This is a genomic window from Bacillus sp. HMA207 (assembly GCF_003402455.1).
Lineage (GTDB): Bacteria > Bacillota > Bacilli > Bacillales > Bacillaceae_G > Bacillus_A > Bacillus_A cereus.
Map to the genome: position 1 here is coordinate 851,699 of NZ_BEZT01000001.1, position 17,437 is coordinate 869,135.

The following is a 17,437-nucleotide window of genomic DNA, read 5'->3' on the forward strand; positions in this document are numbered from 1 at the left end:
AGGAAGACAATTCCATTAAAATGAATAAATAGTGTATAATGCAGAGTGGCTATAATGAAGAATAAAATATTCTCTTTAAGATAGCATAATGAAACAAGAAGAAATGATAAATGAGGTGCGAAATGGAATATCAATATCCGTTAGATTATGATTGGTCAAATGAGGAAATGGTTACAATGGTGAAGTTTTATGAAGCGATTGAGAAAGCTTATGAAAAAGGAATTATAAGAGAAGAGTTAATGGGTTTATATCGTCGTTTTAAAGAGATTGTTCCATCGAAAGCAGAAGAAAAGAAAATTGATAAAGAATTTCAAGAAGTAAGTGGATACTCTATATATCGTGCTATTCAAAGGGCAAAAGAAGTCGAAGAACAAAAGCTTGTAAAAATGTAAAAAATATTTTGAAAAATAAAAACTGAAGTGATATAATGTGATAACAACTAAAAACGGACAATATAAATTGTCCGTTTTCTACTATCGATTACAAAGTGCATATAAAGGAAGGAGTGATTGCATCGTAGATTCAATCTTAGCAAGGAATTGTTCGTTGGTCATTGCTGAAAACTCCTCTGGTGATATATGAATACCAACTAATAATTCTGCTTTTTTTACAGTAGCTAATCGTTCAATCATCTTTTGTAAGTCTTCGGTTTCAAGTGTTTTATGTAATTTCACACTTGGTTTAGTATGGTCAATGGACCAAACGAAGTCATTTGGAATATTTGTTTTTAAATCATTTAAATGTTCTAAGAAGGCATGAGCCGTCTCAACTTTTTGTGGACACTCATAGATTAAACCAAAGTATATGAAGGCATGAGTACCCCATAAGCCGATTTGGAAATGCGGTAGCATTTTATATCCTCGTTTATTTGTTGAAAAAGCAACCCAAGTATCGTTTGGTGGATTGACTTTGCGGCGTGCGTGTTTTGCAACATGATAAAAAAAGTTCTCATCAGTTTGTTTGGATAAGTATTCTGCAAATTGTTCCCCTAAAGCTTCTAGCTTAGGATGAATGTTCGTTTTAATTGCACTCATTCGTTCTTCGAGACCATCAACTGTAAAGACATCAAAATCAGTTGACTTGAATGTTTGAATTGTCATGATTGTTCCTCCAACTCCTATTTTGCTTTTATTTTAGCATAGCTTGTACTATTCATAAAAAAAACAGCACAAAAAAATTTAAATAAAAAAATATAATTTTGTTGCATAGATGATTTATCCAACATAGTATAGTATAAAACAAAAAATCAGAAAATTGAATTAATTCTAGTCCGAGGGCAGACGAATATTGGGAGGAGGCAAATAATATGAGACAGGTGATTAATGCGTTAAAGAGAACAGATGCTGAAAAGAGAATACCGGTGCTACGTTTGGAGCTAGATTATGAATTAGCAACTTTATATGATGCGATGATGGAAGATGATAACCAGAAAAAAGAAGAGTGTGTACAAAAGTTAGAAGTGTTAAGACTTGAAATGATTCGTTTAGAAGCGTAATAATAGTATATGTATAAAAAATTAGTTGGTGCGAACCTTATAAAGGGTTCGTTTTTTCTGTGAACAGTATAGATCGGAGTGTTTAAACATGCAAGAAGTATGGAAAGACATCGATGCACACGCCAAACGGTGGATTCGGGATGCAGGAGAGCATTTAATGGCATCAATGAAAAAAGCACTTATTATAGAAACAAAATCAAATGCAGCTGACTTAGTTACAAATATGGACCGAGAGATAGAACAGTTTTTAATTGGGAAAATTAAAGAAACATTCCCGAATCATAATATTTTAGGAGAAGAGGGTTATGGAGACGAGATAACGTCTTCTGACGGGGTTGTTTGGTTAATTGATCCAATTGACGGCACGATGAACTTTGTTCATCAAAAAAGAAATTTTGCGATTTCAATTGGGATTTATGAGAACGGTATCGGAAAGATTGGACTTATATATGATCCAGTGCATGATGAACTATATCATGCAGTCAAGGGATCTGGAGCTTTTTGTAATGATATATCAATTCCTCCATTGGAAAAAGGAACTGTAGAGCAAGGTATTGTAGCTTTAAATGCGATATGGCTTACAGATAATCCATTGCTTAATATGGAAAGTATGATGGCACTTGTTAAGAAAGCAAGGGGCACAAGGTCATATGGCTGTGCAGCGTTAGAGATGGTATACGTTGCAACAGGAAGAATAGATGCATATGTAACGCCGAGATTATCACCATGGGATTTTGGCGGAGGGCAGATAATTGTAGAAGAAGTTGGAGGTAAGGTGACGACATTCTCTGGAGCGCCACTTTCTATCATAGAGAAGAGCAGTGTGTTAGTTGCAAAACCAGGAGTGTATGAAGAAGTGTTATCGTTTATATGAGAGCAACAAAAAAAGTAAGAGGCTGTGTATAAGCTTCTTACTTTTTAGCGTTATTGTGATTTGCGCATTTTTCTTTTTGTTACAAAACCGTATCCAACTGTAACAAATGTGCCGATAATGCAAATAATAATACCGATTGGACTATTTTCAGCAATCATAATGCCGATACCGATTAAGAAAATAACACCGATAATTGCAGTTAATAAAAAGCGATATTGAATGTGTTCCATTTCTTCACCCTCCAATCTCATTTTACTTTCACAAAAGTAAGAATACAACTATATTTTCATTCTTGCTTTTATTTTAATTGCTATTGTATCCCCTTCGCTCTTATAATAGAGAAGGATTAAAAAGACATTAGGAGTTGGACATGTTGAAAAAACGACAAGATTTACGTAATATAGCAATTATTGCCCACGTTGACCATGGTAAAACAACACTTGTTGACCAGTTATTACGTCAAGCGGGGACTTTCCGTGCGAACGAACACGTTGAAGAACGCGCAATGGATTCAAATGATCTAGAAAGAGAACGCGGTATTACAATTTTAGCGAAAAATACAGCGATTCACTATGAAGATAAAAGAATTAACATTTTAGATACACCTGGTCACGCTGACTTCGGTGGAGAAGTAGAACGTATCATGAAAATGGTTGATGGTGTTTTACTTGTTGTTGATGCATATGAAGGTTGTATGCCACAAACACGATTTGTTTTAAAGAAAGCTCTTGAGCAAAACTTAACTCCAATCGTAGTTGTAAACAAAATTGACCGTGACTTCGCTCGTCCAGATGAAGTAGTTGATGAAGTAATCGACTTATTCATTGAGCTTGGTGCAAACGAAGATCAATTAGAGTTCCCAGTTGTATTTGCATCAGCAATGAACGGAACAGCAAGCTTAGATTCAAATCCAGCAAATCAAGAAGAGAATATGAAATCATTATTCGATACAATTATCGAACATATTCCAGCACCAATTGATAACAGCGAAGAGCCACTTCAATTCCAAGTAGCACTTCTTGATTACAACGACTACGTTGGACGTATTGGAGTTGGTCGCGTATTCCGCGGTACAATGAAGGTTGGACAACAAGTTGCTTTAATGAAAGTAGACGGAAGCGTGAAGCAATTCCGCGTAACGAAATTATTCGGTTACATGGGATTAAAACGTCAAGAAATTGAAGAAGCAAAAGCAGGGGACTTAGTAGCCGTTTCTGGTATGGAAGACATTAACGTAGGTGAAACAGTATGTCCAGTTGAACATCAAGATGCGTTACCATTATTACGTATTGATGAGCCAACACTACAAATGACGTTCCTTGTAAATAACAGCCCATTTGCAGGTCGTGAAGGTAAATACATTACATCTCGTAAAATTGAAGAGCGTCTTCGTTCACAATTAGAAACAGATGTAAGTTTACGTGTAGATAATACAGATTCTCCTGATGCGTGGATCGTATCTGGACGTGGGGAACTACATTTATCTATCTTAATTGAAAACATGCGTCGTGAAGGTTATGAATTACAAGTATCTAAGCCAGAAGTAATCATTAAAGAAGTTGATGGCGTAAGATGTGAGCCTGTAGAGCGCGTACAAATCGATGTACCTGAAGAATACACTGGTTCTATTATGGAATCTATGGGTGCACGTAAAGGTGAAATGTTAGATATGGTGAATAACGGAAACGGTCAAGTTCGCCTTACTTTCATGGTTCCAGCACGTGGTTTAATTGGTTACACAACAGAATTCTTAACATTAACTCGTGGTTACGGTATTTTAAACCATACATTCGATTGCTACCAACCAGTACACGCTGGACAAGTTGGTGGACGTCGCCAAGGTGTTCTAGTTTCACTTGAAACAGGAAAAGCATCACAATACGGTATTATGCAAGTTGAAGACCGTGGTGTAATCTTCGTTGAACCAGGTACAGAAGTATATGCTGGTATGATTGTCGGAGAACACACTCGTGAGAACGACTTAACAGTTAACGTTGTGAAAATGAAACAACAAACTAACATTCGTTCTGCGACGAAAGATCAAACTTCAACAATGAAGAAACCACGCCTAATGACTTTAGAAGAATCATTAGAGTACTTAAACGATGACGAGTTCTGTGAAGTAACTCCAGAATCAATTCGTCTACGTAAAAAGATTCTTGATAAGAGTGAGCGCGAAAGAGCTGCTAAGAAAAAGAAATCTGTTGAAGCGTAAAAATAAAAAAACAACGCCCTTTATAAAGGGCGTTGTTTTTTTATTTTGTTTATTTTTTAGAATATTTACTCTTTTTTGTGGACAGTATTTTTTTTGCGAGTTACTCTTGTATTAAGTGTATAAAGAAAATTGCATTTTACTGCTAGGGGGGAAGAGTGTGTTAGAAAGGATGTCTTTTTTTGCAAAATTGTGTAAGGTAGATGAAAATCCAGAGTTAGGAATGTGGTTACTTTATGGGACGATTATTATATTAAGTGCTCTCGTTTATAATTTAGGGTTTGCTAGAAAGTTGTCTGTACTAAAAAATATTGTGATATACATATCATTAGCAATTGGATGCACAGTATTAACCTTTTTTGCTGTGTTTTTACCTGTTGGAGAAGGACTTGTTGTAGCGGCAATTGTACTTGGAATTTATAGACTGCGTTTGCGTCAAGCGAAACAACAAAAAGCAGGATAAGAAAGGGGAGTTTTCATGCGTTCAGTGCAAGATGCACTATATAATTGGTTAACAATTAAAACAGTTGCGGAAGCACGTCCAGATGATAGTGCTGCAAAAGAAACATATTTGTTATTTCAAAATATGGTATATGAAGAACATAAATTAAGAAATGTGGAAGTCGAAAAGAACGAGGAAATGTATTTAATTACATATGAAATAAATGGAGAACGGAAATCTGCAAGGTTTCCGTTAGAAGCCATTGATTGTTTTTTGGATCAGATGAATCGTGAACCAGAAAAATATAAATAAGTCCTTATCTATATGAGTAAGGACTTATTTACATTTTACCAATCATCTTCGATTTTTTTATCACGATATAATCGGAAATTACCACTTGCATGACGTTCCATTGTACGCTCTGCAATTCGTTCCGAACATTCCATGCACATATATGTATGAATAGGGCGATTACGCAGTTTTTTTGCCATAGGATTTTCATCATCTAACATATCTTTTTTATCACAAATCATACATTTGACTCTCATTTCGTCACCTCAATACGAATTCTATCAGTATAAGTATATCATGGAAGTATAATGTTTTTGAATAATAGTGGGAAAAAATAATATTTTCGCAATTCAAAAAATAAGTTATGATAAGGATATACCAAGTATATTTGGAGGTGAAAATATGGCGAATGTAGTAGAGCCTACCTTAACAGAGGATTTAGTACAAACGTTGCGTAAAGAGTGTATTGTTATGATAGCAACGACAGATTTCGAAAAACAAGTTCCTAACGTAAGTGCTATTTCTTGGGTGTATGCAGTGAGTAAAACTAGTATTCGATTTGCAGTAGATCAACGTTCACGTATTGTGGAAAATATACGTCATAATACAGGTGTGGTATTGACTATAATGGCGAATGAATCCGTATTTTCTATAAGTGGTGCAGGTGAAATTTTGACAGATAGAATGGAAGGTATTTCTCTAAAATTAACTGTAATAGAAGTAAAGGTGCAAGAAGTGCGTGATGTTATGTTTTATGGAGCGAAACTTGCAATTGAACCAACATATGAAAAAACATATGATCTTCGGGCAGCGAAAAAGCTGGATAACGAAGTCTTAGTAGGGATAAGAGAATTATAAAGATGCTAAATAAGAAATTCGTTTATTCACTTTTGTAGTCGGTTATTGTGATTTAACGTTAATAATTATAATAAAAAGTAATATATTGAATAGAAATGAATAAAGAATAAATAAAAGGTTTAATGACTATGATTTTCGATTCTACCTCGTTTACACGGTACATATAATTATAACAATGGTTCGTCCATATTTTATGGATGAAACCCTTGTTCTACAAATTTAAAAGTGGAGTCAGGGGGTAACAGGTTGGATAAAATTTATGTGTTAGATACGAATGTACTTTTGCAGGATCCTTTATCTATTTTTTCATTTGAAACCAATGAAGTAGTGATTCCAGCAGTTGTATTAGAAGAGGTTGATTCGAAAAAACGTTATATGGATGAAGTAGGAAGAAACGCTCGTTATGTATCTAAGTTAATAGATAAATTTCGTGAAATAGGAAAGCTGCATGAAAGTATCCCGCTAGAAAACGGCGGAACATTTCGTATTGAATTGAACCATCGTTCATTTGTGCAACTACAAGATATTTTTGTAGAAAAAACAAATGATAATCGAATTTTAGCTGTAGCAAAAAATCTATCTTTAGAAGAACAGGAAAAAGAGGACGGGAAGTCTGTTATTTTAGTAAGTAAAGATGTACTCGTAAGGGTAAAAGCTGATGCAATTGGTTTGAAGGCTGAAGATTATTTAAGTGATCGCGTAATTGAAGTAGAAAATATATATTCTGGTTTTTTAGAAGGATATATATCAAAAGAACAATTGGATTATTTTTATGAGAAAGGTGAATTGCCTCTATCTGAAATTGCGAATCATCCTTTTTACCCAAATCAATTTGTAGTAATGAAAGATGCATTAGGGGGCTCTAGTTCTGCGCTTGGCATTGTGGATCACTTAGGGAAGAAGGTAAAGAAACTTATTTTTCACAATGAACAAGTGTGGGGGATACGACCACGAAACGTGCAGCAAATTATGGGATTAGAATTGTTGCTTCGTGAAGATATTCCGCTTGTAACGTTAACGGGGAAAGCCGGCACAGGAAAAACGTTACTTGCGTTAGCTTCGGGACTTATGCAAACAGAAGACTTAGGGTTATATAAAAAATTACTTGTGGCAAGACCAATTGTTCCAGTCGGAAAAGATATCGGTTATTTACCAGGAGAAAAAGAAGAAAAATTAAGACCATGGATGCAGCCAATTTTTGATAACCTAGAGTATTTATTTAATACGAAAAAGCCAGGAGAGTTAGATGCTATTCTAGCGGGAATGGGTTCGATTGAAGTAGAAGCCCTTACTTATATACGCGGGAGAAGTATTCCAGATCAGTTCATTATCATTGACGAAGCACAAAATTTAACAAAGCATGAAGTGAAAACGATATTAACTAGGGTAGGGGAAAAGAGTAAGATTGTATTGATGGGAGATCCTCAGCAAATTGATCACCCATATTTAGATGAATATAATAATGGCTTAACGTATGTTGTAGAGAAGTTTAAAGAACAGCGTATTAGTGGTCATGTGAAGTTTGTTAAAGGAGAGCGATCTAATTTAGCTCAACTAGCAGCAGATTTATTGTAAAAAGGAGTGAGCTTAAGCTCACTCCTTTTCTTTAAATAATTGTAAATTTACGGATGTTACGGATTGGATTTTGTTGATTAGATCCATCATTGAAATAGAGATGAACAGGCCCGTCTTCTTTTAATGGTTTTCCTTCTTTTGAAAAGCCTAGTATAGCATTTTTGACAGTTTCTAATGGAAGTGTCATTGTATGATCTACCGTTTCAATTTCAACTTGCGTAGCGTCCTCTAAAATTTCAGCGTTAGCAAGGAATGGATGAAATGGTATACCAAATGTTCCAGTAATCAGCTGTTCTTTTTTATATTTCTTCACACTTTGTTGTATTGGAGGAAAAGCGGCACCATCACGGATTTCGCGATCCCAATGTTCTGAAGTGTTTTTTAAATAAGTTTCTAGTTCAGACGTGTTTTCTCTAGTTTCATCAAAGTAAGTTGTCAAATCTACTTTTCGATCATCAAAGATCCAAACAGTTGGATCAATAGTGATTGGAAAACGTACTTTTCCGTTAATAAATAAAATTTCGCTCATTGTTGTTCCCCCATTTGTGTTATACTCCCACTTTTCAGTATAATAGTATTAGACACTGTTGTCACAAAAAATGTTTCTATTGCAATTTATTAAAACTATCGCTAATATTAATAGATAGGATAGAGGAGAGTAGGACGGAAACGGAGGGAATCAATTTGGCGTCTGAGACAGTAGCAAATCATCAGGAAAAGGCACTAGCCCTTCTACAAGCGGATGCAGAGAAGATTTTAAGACTTATTAAGGTGCAAATGGACCATCTTACAATGCCGCAATGTCCATTATATGAAGAAGTGTTAGACACACAAATGTTTGGACTATCCCGCGAGGTCGATTTTGCAGTTCGCCTTGGTCTTATTGCAGAAGAACAAGGGAAAGCAATGTTAGGTGAGCTCGAACGTGAGTTATCTGCACTTCATGAAGCATTTACAAACAAACAACAATAACGGGTTCAAATAAGGGGGCTCAAACTAAATTAGTTTGAGCTTTTTATTTGTATAATAAAGCAGGAAGAATCAATGTACATATGGAATACAACAATAATTAAATTGAAACAGAAAGAGGAAATGAAATGAAAAAAGTATGGAAATCAATGGATTATTCATTGTTACTTCCTCTTGTTATCTTATGTGTGCTGGGGGTAATAATGGTATATAGTTCTAGTTCCATTGTTGCGATTTCGCGATTTGATAAACCAGCAAATTTCTTTTTTAAAAGACAATTAATTACTTTAGTTGCTGGGACAATAGTATTAATAATTATTGCTACTATCCCATATAAAGTTTGGAGAAAACGAATTTTTTTGTTGGGGAGTTACGGTGCTAGTGTTGCTTTATTAGCTGCAGCTGCCTTTTTCACTAAGTCAGTAAACGGTGCAAACGGATGGATATTTGGAATACAGCCTGCGGAATTTGTAAAGATAACGGTTATCCTCATATTAGCTCATTTTTTTGCGAAAAGACAAGAAACGAATACACCTGTTTTCAAAGGGTCAGGTCCAGTACTCATTGGTGTTGGTATAATCATGTTTTTAATATTAAAGCAAAATGATTTAGGTACTGATTTGTTAATTGCAGGAACAGTAGGAATTATGTTCCTTTGTTCGGGAGTACAGGTTAACTTATGGATTAAACGAATTGCTTTAACTTCTATAGTATGGATTCCGGCACTATATCTTCTTGGCAATTATGCATTAAATCCATATCAAAAGGCACGTTTTTCTGTTTTCCTTGATCCGTTTAATGATCCTCAAAAGGATGGATTCCAATTGGTAAATTCATTTATTGGAATTGCTTCTGGAGGGCTTAATGGTAGGGGATTAGGAAATAGTGTGCAAAAGTATGGTTATTTACCAGAACCACAAACGGATTTTATTATGGCAATTATATCGGAAGAACTTGGTTTTATAGGCGTAGCAATCATTTTGATTTGTTTATTGCTTATAATTATTCGATCATTTAGAGTCGCACAAAAGTGTACAGATCCATTTGGAAGTTTAATAGCTATCGGAATTGCAAGCTTGTTTGGAGTTCAAACGTTTATTAATGTTGGTGGTATGTCTGGAGTAATACCACTTACCGGAGTACCATTACCGTTTGTCAGTTACGGTGGTAGTTCTTTATTAGCTAATCTACTTGCGATGGGGATACTACTCAATATTGCTAGTCACGTGAAACGACAAGAGAAACAACAGAATGGATTAATGAAAGAAAAAGAACAAAATGGACCACATCTTGTAGTTGTAAAATAAAAACACATTGTGCTTTAGAGCATGATGTGTTTTTATTTTTAAGTAGTTTTAAATGTGATGTATTAATATATCTTTCGGTTAAACGATATATCACATTTAGTTTAATGTGATATACAATTAAGTTGTTAGAAAAGGAAGAGGTATGCTATACTATTTTTGTGAAACAAATTGCACAGAAAACTTATCATTTGTTAAAAAATAAGGTATGATGGATAAAAATAAAGTGAAGCTTTCTAAGTATAATATAATGTGGAAAGTGAAGAACTTCACGCTTTTTAAGGTGTGTATATATTTTATCTCTAGAGTGGTAGGAAAGTAGAGGGGGAAAATCATGACAAAGCTGCAACGTATTCAAAAAGTATTGGTAGCTAACCGTGGAGAGATTGCAATTCGTGTGTTTCGAGCTTGTTCGGAACTTGGATTAAAAACAGTTGCAATCTATTCTAAAGAGGATAGTGGTTCTTATCATCGCTATAAAGCCGATGAGTCCTATTTAGTTGGGGAAGGAAAAAAACCAATTGATGCTTATCTAGATATTGAAGGCATTATTGAGATTGCAAAAAGTAATCATGTAGATGCAATCCACCCTGGATATGGTTTCTTGTCAGAAAATATTCAATTCGCTAAACGTTGTGAAGAAGAAGGAATTATCTTTATCGGTCCGAAAAGTAAGCATTTAGATATGTTTGGAGATAAAGTGAAAGCAAGAACACAAGCGCAGCTAGCACAAATTCCAGTTATACCTGGTAGTGATGGTCCAGTAAATTCATTAGAAGAAGTCGAAAAATTTGCTGAAAAGTATGATTACCCGATTATTATTAAAGCATCCCTTGGGGGTGGCGGTCGTGGTATGCGTATTGTGCGTACTAGTGAGGAATTAGGAGAATCATATAATCGAGCGAAATCAGAAGCGAAAGCAGCCTTTGGTAATGATGAAGTTTACGTCGAAAAATTCGTTGAAAAACCTAAACATATAGAAGTACAAATTTTAGCAGATGAAGAAGGCAATGTTGTTCATTTATACGAGCGTGACTGTTCTGTACAACGTCGTCATCAAAAAGTTGTAGAAATTGCACCGAGTGTATCACTTTCAGATGATCTGCGTCAGCGTATTTGTGATGCTGCTGTGAAGTTAACGAAAAATGTAAATTATTTAAATGCAGGAACAGTAGAATTCCTTGTAAAAGATGATGAGTTTTACTTTATTGAAGTAAATCCACGTGTTCAAGTAGAACATACGATTACAGAAATGATTACGGGAGTAGATATTGTTCAATCACAAATTTTAATAGCTGATGGACATGCATTACATAGCAAAATGGTAGGTGTTCCGAAGCAAGAGGAAGTAGTTGTACATGGATTTGCAATTCAATCTCGTGTAACAACTGAAGATCCGCTAAATAATTTTATGCCGGATACAGGAAAAATTATGGCGTATCGATCAGGCGGTGGTTTTGGTGTACGTCTTGATACAGGAAATAGCTTCCAAGGTGCAGTTATTACACCGTACTACGATTCTTTACTTGTAAAAGTTACAACTTGGGCACTTACTTTTGAGCAAGCTGCTGCAAAAATGGAACGTAACTTAAAAGAATTCCGTATTCGTGGTATTAAAACAAATATTCCATTCCTAGAGAATGTAGTAAAACATAAAAACTTCTTATCAGGAGAATATGATACTTCATTTATCGATGCGTCACCTGAATTGTTCTTGTTCCCGAAACGTAAAGACCGTGGAACGAAAATGTTAAATTACATTGGTACAGTAACAGTAAATGGTTTCCCAGGGGTAGGTAAAAAAGAAAAACCAATATTCCCAGATGCTCGTATTCCATGTTTAAAACATTCAGAGCCAATCCAAAATGGAACGAAACAAATTTTGGACGAGCGTGGAGCGGACGGATTAGTAAAATGGGTACAGGATCAAAAGCGTGTACTTTTAACGGATACAACATTCCGTGATGCACACCAGTCATTACTTGCAACTCGTATTCGTACAAAAGATTTACATCAAATTGCGGAGCCAACAGCGAGAATGTTACCGAACCTATTCTCAGCGGAAATGTGGGGCGGTGCAACATTTGACGTTGCGTATCGTTTCTTAAAAGAAGATCCATGGGAACGATTACTAGATCTTCGTGAAAAAATGCCGAACGTGTTATTCCAAATGTTACTTCGTTCTTCAAACGCAGTTGGATACAAAAACTATCCAGATAATTTAATTCAAAAATTTGTGGAATGTTCTGCTCAAGCAGGCATTGATGTATTCCGTATTTTTGATAGCTTAAACTGGGTGGAAGGCATGAGAGTTGCAATTGACGCTGTACGAGACACTGGTAAAATTGCAGAAGCAACAATGTGCTACACAGGGGATATTCATGATCCACTGCGTAGTAAATATGATTTAAATTACTATAAAAATTTAGCAAAAGAGTTAGAAGCATCAGGAGCTCACATTTTAGGTATTAAAGATATGGCAGGCTTACTAAAACCAAATGCAGCATATGATTTAGTTTCTGCATTAAAAGAGACAGTGTCGATTCCAATTCATCTGCACACGCACGATACGAGTGGAAATGGTATATTAACGTATACGAAGGCAATTGAAGCGGGTGTTGATATCGTCGATGTAGCAGTGAGTTCTATGGCTGGTCAAACGTCACAACCAAGTGCGAACACGCTATACTATGCATTAGGTGGAAACGAAAGACAACCAGATGTTAATATAGATTCTTTAGAAAAACTATCTCATTATTGGGAAGATGTACGCAAATACTATGCACCGTTTGAAAGTGGTATGAATGCGCCGCATACAGAGGTATATATGCATGAAATGCCGGGTGGGCAGTATAGTAATCTTCAGCAACAAGCGAAGGCGGTTGGTTTAGGAGATCGCTTCGATGAAGTGAAAGTAATGTACCGCCGTGTGAATGACATGTTTGGAGATATTGTAAAAGTAACGCCATCATCAAAAGTTGTTGGTGATATGGCATTATTTATGGTTCAGAACCATCTGACAGAACAAGATGTTTTAGAGCGTGGACATGCGATGGACTTCCCAGGGTCTGTTGTTGAAATGTTCTCTGGTGATTTAGGTCAACCGTACGGTGGTTTCCCGAAAGAATTACAAAAGATTATTTTAAAAGGGAAAGAGCCATTAACAGTAAGACCAGGTGAATTACTAGAGCCAGTAGATTTCGAAGCGTTAAAAGAAGAATTATTCCATAAACTTGGACGCGAAGTAACGATTTTTGATGTAGTGGCATATGCTTTATATCCAAAAGTATTTATGGATTATGAAAAAGTTGCTGAGCTTTATGGAAATGTATCTGTACTTGATACACCGACGTTCTTCTATGGTATGAGACTAGGTGAAGAAATTGATGTAGAAATTGAACAGGGTAAAACATTGATGGTTAAACTAGTATCAATTGGAGAACCTCAGCCGGATGGAAACCGTGTTCTTTACTTGGAATTCAACGGTCAACCACGTGAAATTATCGTGAAAGATGAGAGTGTAAAAGCAACAGTTGCACAACGTGTGAAAGGAAACCGTGAGAATCCAAATCATATTAGTGCAACGATGCCAGGAACGGTAATTAAAGTAGTTGTAAAAGAAGGCGACGAAGTGAAAAAAGGCGATTCTATGGCAATTACAGAAGCGATGAAAATGGAAACGACAGTTCAAGCGCCGTTCAATGGTAAAGTGAAGAAAGTATATGTTAACGATGGTGATGCAATTCAAACGGGTGATTTACTTATTGAATTAGATCACTAAAATAAAAAAAGGGCTGTGTAAATACAGCTCTTTTTTTATTGCAAAAAAATCCCTTGCCAATTCGGCAAGGAATTTTAGTTTTATATTATTTTGTTTGTTTAGAAGTTGATGCAGCTTCTTTTGCATTCACTTTACTTCTTGTTCCTAACATAACTAAATAGCATAGTACAGCAAACAAGCAAGAAATAAATAGAGAATGTAACAATGCCATCGCTAAACTAGCGTTTGTAAATACAACTAAAACTCCTACTACAGCTTGAAGTGTAACAAGGATAAATGAAATGATCCATCCCAAATATACGACAGGTTGCTGTTTGTAATGGCGAATAGCGAGAATCATCGCGTATAGTATCCAAGCGAAAATTAACATCGCTGCAACTCTATGGCCCATTTGAACCCATTCATGTAGTTGAGTTGGCATAGGTCTGTTTTTGCTACATAAAGGAAAGTCTGGACAGGCTAAGCTAGCTCGTTCGTGACGTACTAAAGCGCCTGTGTAGACGACGATATAACTGTAAATTGTTACACCATAAATATGAAATTTCATTTTTTTGTCCATAATAAGTGAACGTGCATCAAATTTTTGGTCAATTTCAAAGATAAGACACGTTAATAAAATGACAGAAGCAAATGAAATTAAGGAAATACCGAAGTGGATAGCAAGTACAGCGGGCATTTGGCCCCAAACAACTGCTGCTGCTCCCATTAATGCTTGTGCAACTAAAAATACGAAGGATAAAATTGCTAACGTTTTTGTTTCACGCACATGTTTATAATATTTCCAGGACAAAATACAAAGGAGAGTGACAAGAATTCCAGCTGATCCTGATGTTAATCGGTGGCTAAGTTCAATAATAGTTTCCATTGATAAATTAGATGGAACAAATTCACCGTTACAAAGTGGCCATGATTTACCACAACCTTGACCAGAACCTGTTTTTGTAACTAAAGCGCCTCCTAATAAAACTATTAATAAATCAAGGCTTGTAATGACTGCTAACCATTTAATAAAGCGTTGCAATCTCTTTCACCATCTTTCTGCTATGAAGTTATTGCGAAATATTTTCATTCCATTATGTATAGAATAAAACGCGCTAGTTCCTATGATATATAAAAAATAATAAAATAGCAAAGAAATGGAGGAGGAAGGAAATGGGGAGAAAACAGGTGTAAAAACAGGGTTCCTAAGGAAAATTTTGGGTGAAAAATAGGCTATTTTGAAAAGAAATGGGGAGAATACGTGTTAAATAGGACAAAATAGTTTATTATAGAAGGTAACATCATGTTATGATAAGGACAAGTCAGAATGAAGTTTTTTATATTCGACACAAAAAGTTCATGTTTTCTTCACAAAATGTTCGGGAAATATGATTTAATATATTGGAGTATGAGCGTAGATTAGTAGTAGAATGGGTTAACAATGTTTCTACTGTAATAATATTGCTATATAGAAGCGAATTATTTCATTTGAAATATGCGCAAAAAGAAAGATGAAAGTTTTAAGAGGGGGTTAGAGTGATGAACCATGCAACAAGTGAGCTGCATGATGAGTCCGCTGTTACAAGTGTACCGGAAACAACTCGGTTACAAGATTTAAAAGCACTCGTTAAAATGGGGATTGTAAACTCAAATACACTTACTGTATTTACAGGATTTTGGTTGGCATTACACTTTAATGGATTAAGTGTAATGGACAATCTGGATAAGTTATTCTTTACAATCGTTGGTTCTGGATTAGTTATGGCAGGGGTATGTTGTTTAAACAACTACATTGATCGAGACATCGATCCATTAATGGAAAGAACAAAGACCCGTCCAACGGTTACTGGAAAGTATAAACCAGGATTTGCACTTACATTTGGACTAGTCATATTACTTCTTGGTTTTGTATTTTTATTATTAACAACACCAATGGCAGTCTTAATGGGATTTATTGGTGCTTTCACATATGTTGTTCTATATAGTTTATGGACAAAGAGAAAGTATACACTAAATACTGTTGTAGGTAGTATATCTGGTGCAGTTCCTCCTTTAATTGGATGGGCAGCAATCGATCCATCTTTAGGCCATCCAATTGCTTGGATGTTATTTTTAATTATGTTTATTTGGCAAATCCCACATTTCCTTGCATTAGCAATGAAACGTGTTGATGAATATCGAAATGCAGGAATTCCAATGCTTCCTGTAGTTCATGGATTTGAAATTACGAAACGCCAAATTATGATTTGGACAGTATGTTTATTACCACTACCATTTTATATGAGTGGACTAGGGATAACATTTATGGTAATTGCAACACTGCTTAACATCGGATGGATCGTTTTAGGATTTTATGGCTTCCGTAAGAAAGATGACATCAAATGGTCCGTGCAAATGTTTGTTTATTCCCTAAATTATTTAACAATCTTATTTGTATCAATGATTGTAGTTACATTCTTCTAAGACAACGACATAATTGGATTTCTTTACGTTGAGATTTACTTTACTTAACTATAAAGTACAATCTAATTCACAAGGAAAGTGGGGGTTGTTTGTATGAAGAAACAGTGGCGACTGCTTTCGTTCGTTTCACTGCTGGCTTTACTGTTAGGGGGATGCGGTAAAGCCTTTCAATCTACTTTAATTCCGCAAGGAGAAGTAGCAAAAATGCAATATGATTTACTTCTACTGGCGAGTGCAATCATGGTAGGAGTAGTACTAGTAGTTACTATTATTTTCTTATATGTAATTGTGCGTTTCCGACAAAAGAAAGGTCAGGAAGATTATATTCCAGAGCAAGTTGAAGGGAATCACAAGCTAGAAATTATATGGACAGTTATTCCGATTATTCTTTTACTAATCTTAGCTGTTCCAACAGTTACATATACATTCAAACTTGCTGATGTAAGTGCGATGGAGAAAAAGAATATTGATAAAGATACTATCGTTGTTGATGTAACAGCGAATCTTTATTGGTGGGAATTTTCTTATAAATCAGAAAAGATAGTAACTTCGCAAGATTTGGTCATCCCCACAGGTAAGAAAGTGTATTTAAATTTGAAGGGTGCCGATATTAAACACTCATTTTGGGTTCCATCTTTAGCAGGGAAAATGGATACAAATACAGACAATGTGAACAAAATGTGGTTAAAGGCAGATAAATCGGGCACTTATAATGGTTTTTGTACAGAATTTTGCGGCCCATCACATTCTTTAATGCAATTTAAAGTGAAAGCTTTAGATGAAAGCGAGTACAAAAAATGGCTTGCTGATATGAAGAAGATTGATGGGAAGAAAGAAGTAGCTTCAACAAAGGCGCAAGAGGGCCAAGAAATATTTAATAAAAGCTGTATTGGTTGTCACGCAGTTGGATCTAATGATAGTAGACCACCTTCCGCTCGTATCGCACCAAACTTAGCAAACTTTGCGGATCGCGATATGGTTGCCGGTATTGCCGAAAACAATGAAGAAAACTTAAAAAAATGGCTGAAAGATCCTGAAAATATGAAGCCAGGAAACAAAATGACTGGCAAATATGGCAACTTAACGGATGATCAAATTGATGCATTAAATGCATACTTACAAACGTTAAAAGTTGAAAAGTAAAGAGGGACTATTCGCGAAGGGGAGGTTGAAAACGTGAGTTCTGTAGCAAAA

Annotated in this window: 18 protein-coding genes; 13 read left to right on the forward strand and 5 right to left on the reverse strand. The window is 35.5% G+C overall.

The window, feature by feature from the left end; translation table 11 throughout:
• Nucleotides 1–122 precede the first annotated feature (122 nt).
• Nucleotides 123–392, forward strand: a complete 270-nt coding sequence (locus HMAS_RS04735; RefSeq protein WP_000456562.1) for a UPF0223 family protein — start codon at nucleotides 123–125, stop codon at nucleotides 390–392.
• Nucleotides 393–473: 81 nt separating this feature from the next.
• Here HMAS_RS04735 and HMAS_RS04740 read toward each other — a convergent pair whose 3' ends face one another.
• Entirely contained in the window at nucleotides 474–1,100 is a 627-nt protein-coding gene (locus HMAS_RS04740; protein WP_000155317.1) for a YktB family protein, read from the reverse strand.
• A gap of 206 nt (nucleotides 1,101–1,306) precedes the next feature.
• Here HMAS_RS04740 and HMAS_RS04745 point away from each other — a divergent pair, with 206 nt between their 5' ends.
• Together HMAS_RS04745 and HMAS_RS04750 are read left to right on the forward strand one after the other, a co-directional pair.
• A complete protein-coding gene (locus HMAS_RS04745) occupies nucleotides 1,307–1,495 on the forward strand; it encodes a hypothetical protein (protein WP_001250165.1) in 189 nt (62 codons plus the stop codon).
• 88 nt (nucleotides 1,496–1,583) lie between these two features.
• Nucleotides 1,584–2,369, forward strand: coding sequence for an inositol monophosphatase family protein (locus HMAS_RS04750; protein ID WP_001158701.1), 786 nt, complete (start codon nucleotides 1,584–1,586; stop codon nucleotides 2,367–2,369).
• A gap of 50 nt (nucleotides 2,370–2,419) precedes the next feature.
• Here HMAS_RS04750 and HMAS_RS04755 read toward each other — a convergent pair whose 3' ends face one another.
• Nucleotides 2,420–2,599 carry a DUF5325 family protein gene (locus HMAS_RS04755; RefSeq protein WP_000400127.1) on the reverse strand — a complete coding sequence of 60 codons (180 nt, stop codon included), beginning with the start codon at nucleotides 2,597–2,599 and terminating at the stop codon, nucleotides 2,420–2,422.
• 140 nt (nucleotides 2,600–2,739) lie between these two features.
• Here HMAS_RS04755 and typA point away from each other — a divergent pair, with 140 nt between their 5' ends.
• The 3 genes from typA (at nucleotide 2,740) to HMAS_RS04770 (ending at nucleotide 5,335) form a co-directional block, all read left to right on the forward strand.
• Complete coding sequence (typA, locus tag HMAS_RS04760; protein ID WP_000914762.1) at nucleotides 2,740–4,584, forward strand: translational GTPase TypA; 1,845 nt, start codon at nucleotides 2,740–2,742, stop codon at nucleotides 4,582–4,584.
• Between the two features lie 157 nt (nucleotides 4,585–4,741).
• Complete coding sequence (locus tag HMAS_RS04765) at nucleotides 4,742–5,044, forward strand: YlaH-like family protein (protein ID WP_000893662.1); 303 nt, start codon at nucleotides 4,742–4,744, stop codon at nucleotides 5,042–5,044.
• Nucleotides 5,045–5,059: 15 nt separating this feature from the next.
• Nucleotides 5,060–5,335: a hypothetical protein gene (locus tag HMAS_RS04770; RefSeq protein WP_001258151.1), complete on the forward strand. Its 276-nt coding sequence runs from the start codon at nucleotides 5,060–5,062 to the stop codon at nucleotides 5,333–5,335.
• Nucleotides 5,336–5,370: 35 nt separating this feature from the next.
• Here HMAS_RS04770 and HMAS_RS04775 read toward each other — a convergent pair whose 3' ends face one another.
• Complete coding sequence (locus tag HMAS_RS04775) at nucleotides 5,371–5,571, reverse strand: YlaI family protein (RefSeq protein WP_002082250.1); 201 nt, start codon at nucleotides 5,569–5,571, stop codon at nucleotides 5,371–5,373.
• Nucleotides 5,572–5,716: 145 nt separating this feature from the next.
• Here HMAS_RS04775 and HMAS_RS04780 point away from each other — a divergent pair, with 145 nt between their 5' ends.
• A complete protein-coding gene (locus HMAS_RS04780; RefSeq protein WP_000024596.1) occupies nucleotides 5,717–6,172 on the forward strand; it encodes a pyridoxamine 5'-phosphate oxidase family protein in 456 nt (151 codons plus the stop codon).
• Nucleotides 6,173–6,418: 246 nt separating this feature from the next.
• On the forward strand, nucleotides 6,419–7,747 hold the full coding sequence (locus HMAS_RS04785) for a PhoH family protein (protein ID WP_000358083.1): 1,329 nt from the start codon (nucleotides 6,419–6,421) through the stop codon (nucleotides 7,745–7,747).
• Between the two features lie 31 nt (nucleotides 7,748–7,778).
• On the opposite strand, the gene HMAS_RS04790 is transcribed toward HMAS_RS04785, so the two are convergent.
• Complete coding sequence (locus tag HMAS_RS04790; RefSeq protein WP_001289809.1) at nucleotides 7,779–8,276, reverse strand: hypothetical protein; 498 nt, start codon at nucleotides 8,274–8,276, stop codon at nucleotides 7,779–7,781.
• 155 nt (nucleotides 8,277–8,431) lie between these two features.
• Between HMAS_RS04790 and HMAS_RS04795 the strand changes: the two genes are divergently transcribed.
• The 3 genes from HMAS_RS04795 to pyc all read left to right on the forward strand — a co-directional run bounded on the left by HMAS_RS04795 (nucleotide 8,432) and on the right by pyc (nucleotide 13,801).
• Nucleotides 8,432–8,719, forward strand: a complete 288-nt coding sequence (locus HMAS_RS04795) for a YlaN family protein (RefSeq protein WP_000135694.1) — start codon at nucleotides 8,432–8,434, stop codon at nucleotides 8,717–8,719.
• 125 nt (nucleotides 8,720–8,844) lie between these two features.
• The gene (locus HMAS_RS04800) at nucleotides 8,845–10,023 is read left to right on the forward strand and encodes an FtsW/RodA/SpoVE family cell cycle protein (RefSeq protein ID WP_016123290.1); all 1,179 of its coding nucleotides are present in this window, start codon (nucleotides 8,845–8,847) and stop codon (nucleotides 10,021–10,023) included.
• 331 nt (nucleotides 10,024–10,354) lie between these two features.
• Entirely contained in the window at nucleotides 10,355–13,801 is a 3,447-nt protein-coding gene (pyc, locus tag HMAS_RS04810; RefSeq protein WP_000164085.1) for a pyruvate carboxylase, read from the forward strand.
• An 85-nt stretch (nucleotides 13,802–13,886) separates the two neighbouring features.
• Here pyc and ctaA read toward each other — a convergent pair whose 3' ends face one another.
• Entirely contained in the window at nucleotides 13,887–14,822 is a 936-nt protein-coding gene (gene ctaA / locus HMAS_RS04815) for a heme A synthase (RefSeq protein WP_116344708.1), read from the reverse strand.
• Nucleotides 14,823–15,319: 497 nt separating this feature from the next.
• On the opposite strand from ctaA, the gene ctaB reads away from it, so the two are divergent.
• The gene (gene ctaB, locus HMAS_RS04820; protein ID WP_001015058.1) at nucleotides 15,320–16,243 is read left to right on the forward strand and encodes a protoheme IX farnesyltransferase; all 924 of its coding nucleotides are present in this window, start codon (nucleotides 15,320–15,322) and stop codon (nucleotides 16,241–16,243) included.
• A 93-nt stretch (nucleotides 16,244–16,336) separates the two neighbouring features.
• Nucleotides 16,337–17,386, forward strand: a complete 1,050-nt coding sequence (gene coxB, locus HMAS_RS04825) for a cytochrome c oxidase subunit II (protein ID WP_000745268.1) — start codon at nucleotides 16,337–16,339, stop codon at nucleotides 17,384–17,386.
• The last annotated feature ends 51 nt before the right edge of the window (nucleotides 17,387–17,437 follow it).

Excerpts from the sequence above, each read along its gene's own strand:
- HMAS_RS04735 (WP_000456562.1), top strand. The coding sequence starts at position 123 with ATGGAATATCAATATCCGTTAGATTATGATTGGTCAAATGAGGAAATG.
- HMAS_RS04740 (WP_000155317.1), bottom strand. The coding sequence starts at position 1,100 with ATGACAATTCAAACATTCAAGTCAACTGATTTTGATGTCTTTACAGTT.
- HMAS_RS04745 (WP_001250165.1), top strand. The coding sequence starts at position 1,307 with ATGAGACAGGTGATTAATGCGTTAAAGAGAACAGATGCTGAAAAGAGA.
- HMAS_RS04750 (WP_001158701.1), top strand. The coding sequence starts at position 1,584 with ATGCAAGAAGTATGGAAAGACATCGATGCACACGCCAAACGGTGGATT.
- HMAS_RS04755 (WP_000400127.1), bottom strand. The coding sequence starts at position 2,599 with ATGGAACACATTCAATATCGCTTTTTATTAACTGCAATTATCGGTGTT.
- typA (WP_000914762.1), top strand. The coding sequence starts at position 2,740 with ATGTTGAAAAAACGACAAGATTTACGTAATATAGCAATTATTGCCCAC.
- HMAS_RS04770 (WP_001258151.1), top strand. The coding sequence starts at position 5,060 with ATGCGTTCAGTGCAAGATGCACTATATAATTGGTTAACAATTAAAACA.
- HMAS_RS04775 (WP_002082250.1), bottom strand. The coding sequence starts at position 5,571 with ATGAGAGTCAAATGTATGATTTGTGATAAAAAAGATATGTTAGATGAT.
- HMAS_RS04780 (WP_000024596.1), top strand. The coding sequence starts at position 5,717 with ATGGCGAATGTAGTAGAGCCTACCTTAACAGAGGATTTAGTACAAACG.
- HMAS_RS04790 (WP_001289809.1), bottom strand. The coding sequence starts at position 8,276 with ATGAGCGAAATTTTATTTATTAACGGAAAAGTACGTTTTCCAATCACT.
- HMAS_RS04800 (WP_016123290.1), top strand. The coding sequence starts at position 8,845 with ATGAAAAAAGTATGGAAATCAATGGATTATTCATTGTTACTTCCTCTT.
- pyc (WP_000164085.1), top strand. The coding sequence starts at position 10,355 with ATGACAAAGCTGCAACGTATTCAAAAAGTATTGGTAGCTAACCGTGGA.
- ctaB (WP_001015058.1), top strand. The coding sequence starts at position 15,320 with ATGAACCATGCAACAAGTGAGCTGCATGATGAGTCCGCTGTTACAAGT.
- coxB (WP_000745268.1), top strand. The coding sequence starts at position 16,337 with ATGAAGAAACAGTGGCGACTGCTTTCGTTCGTTTCACTGCTGGCTTTA.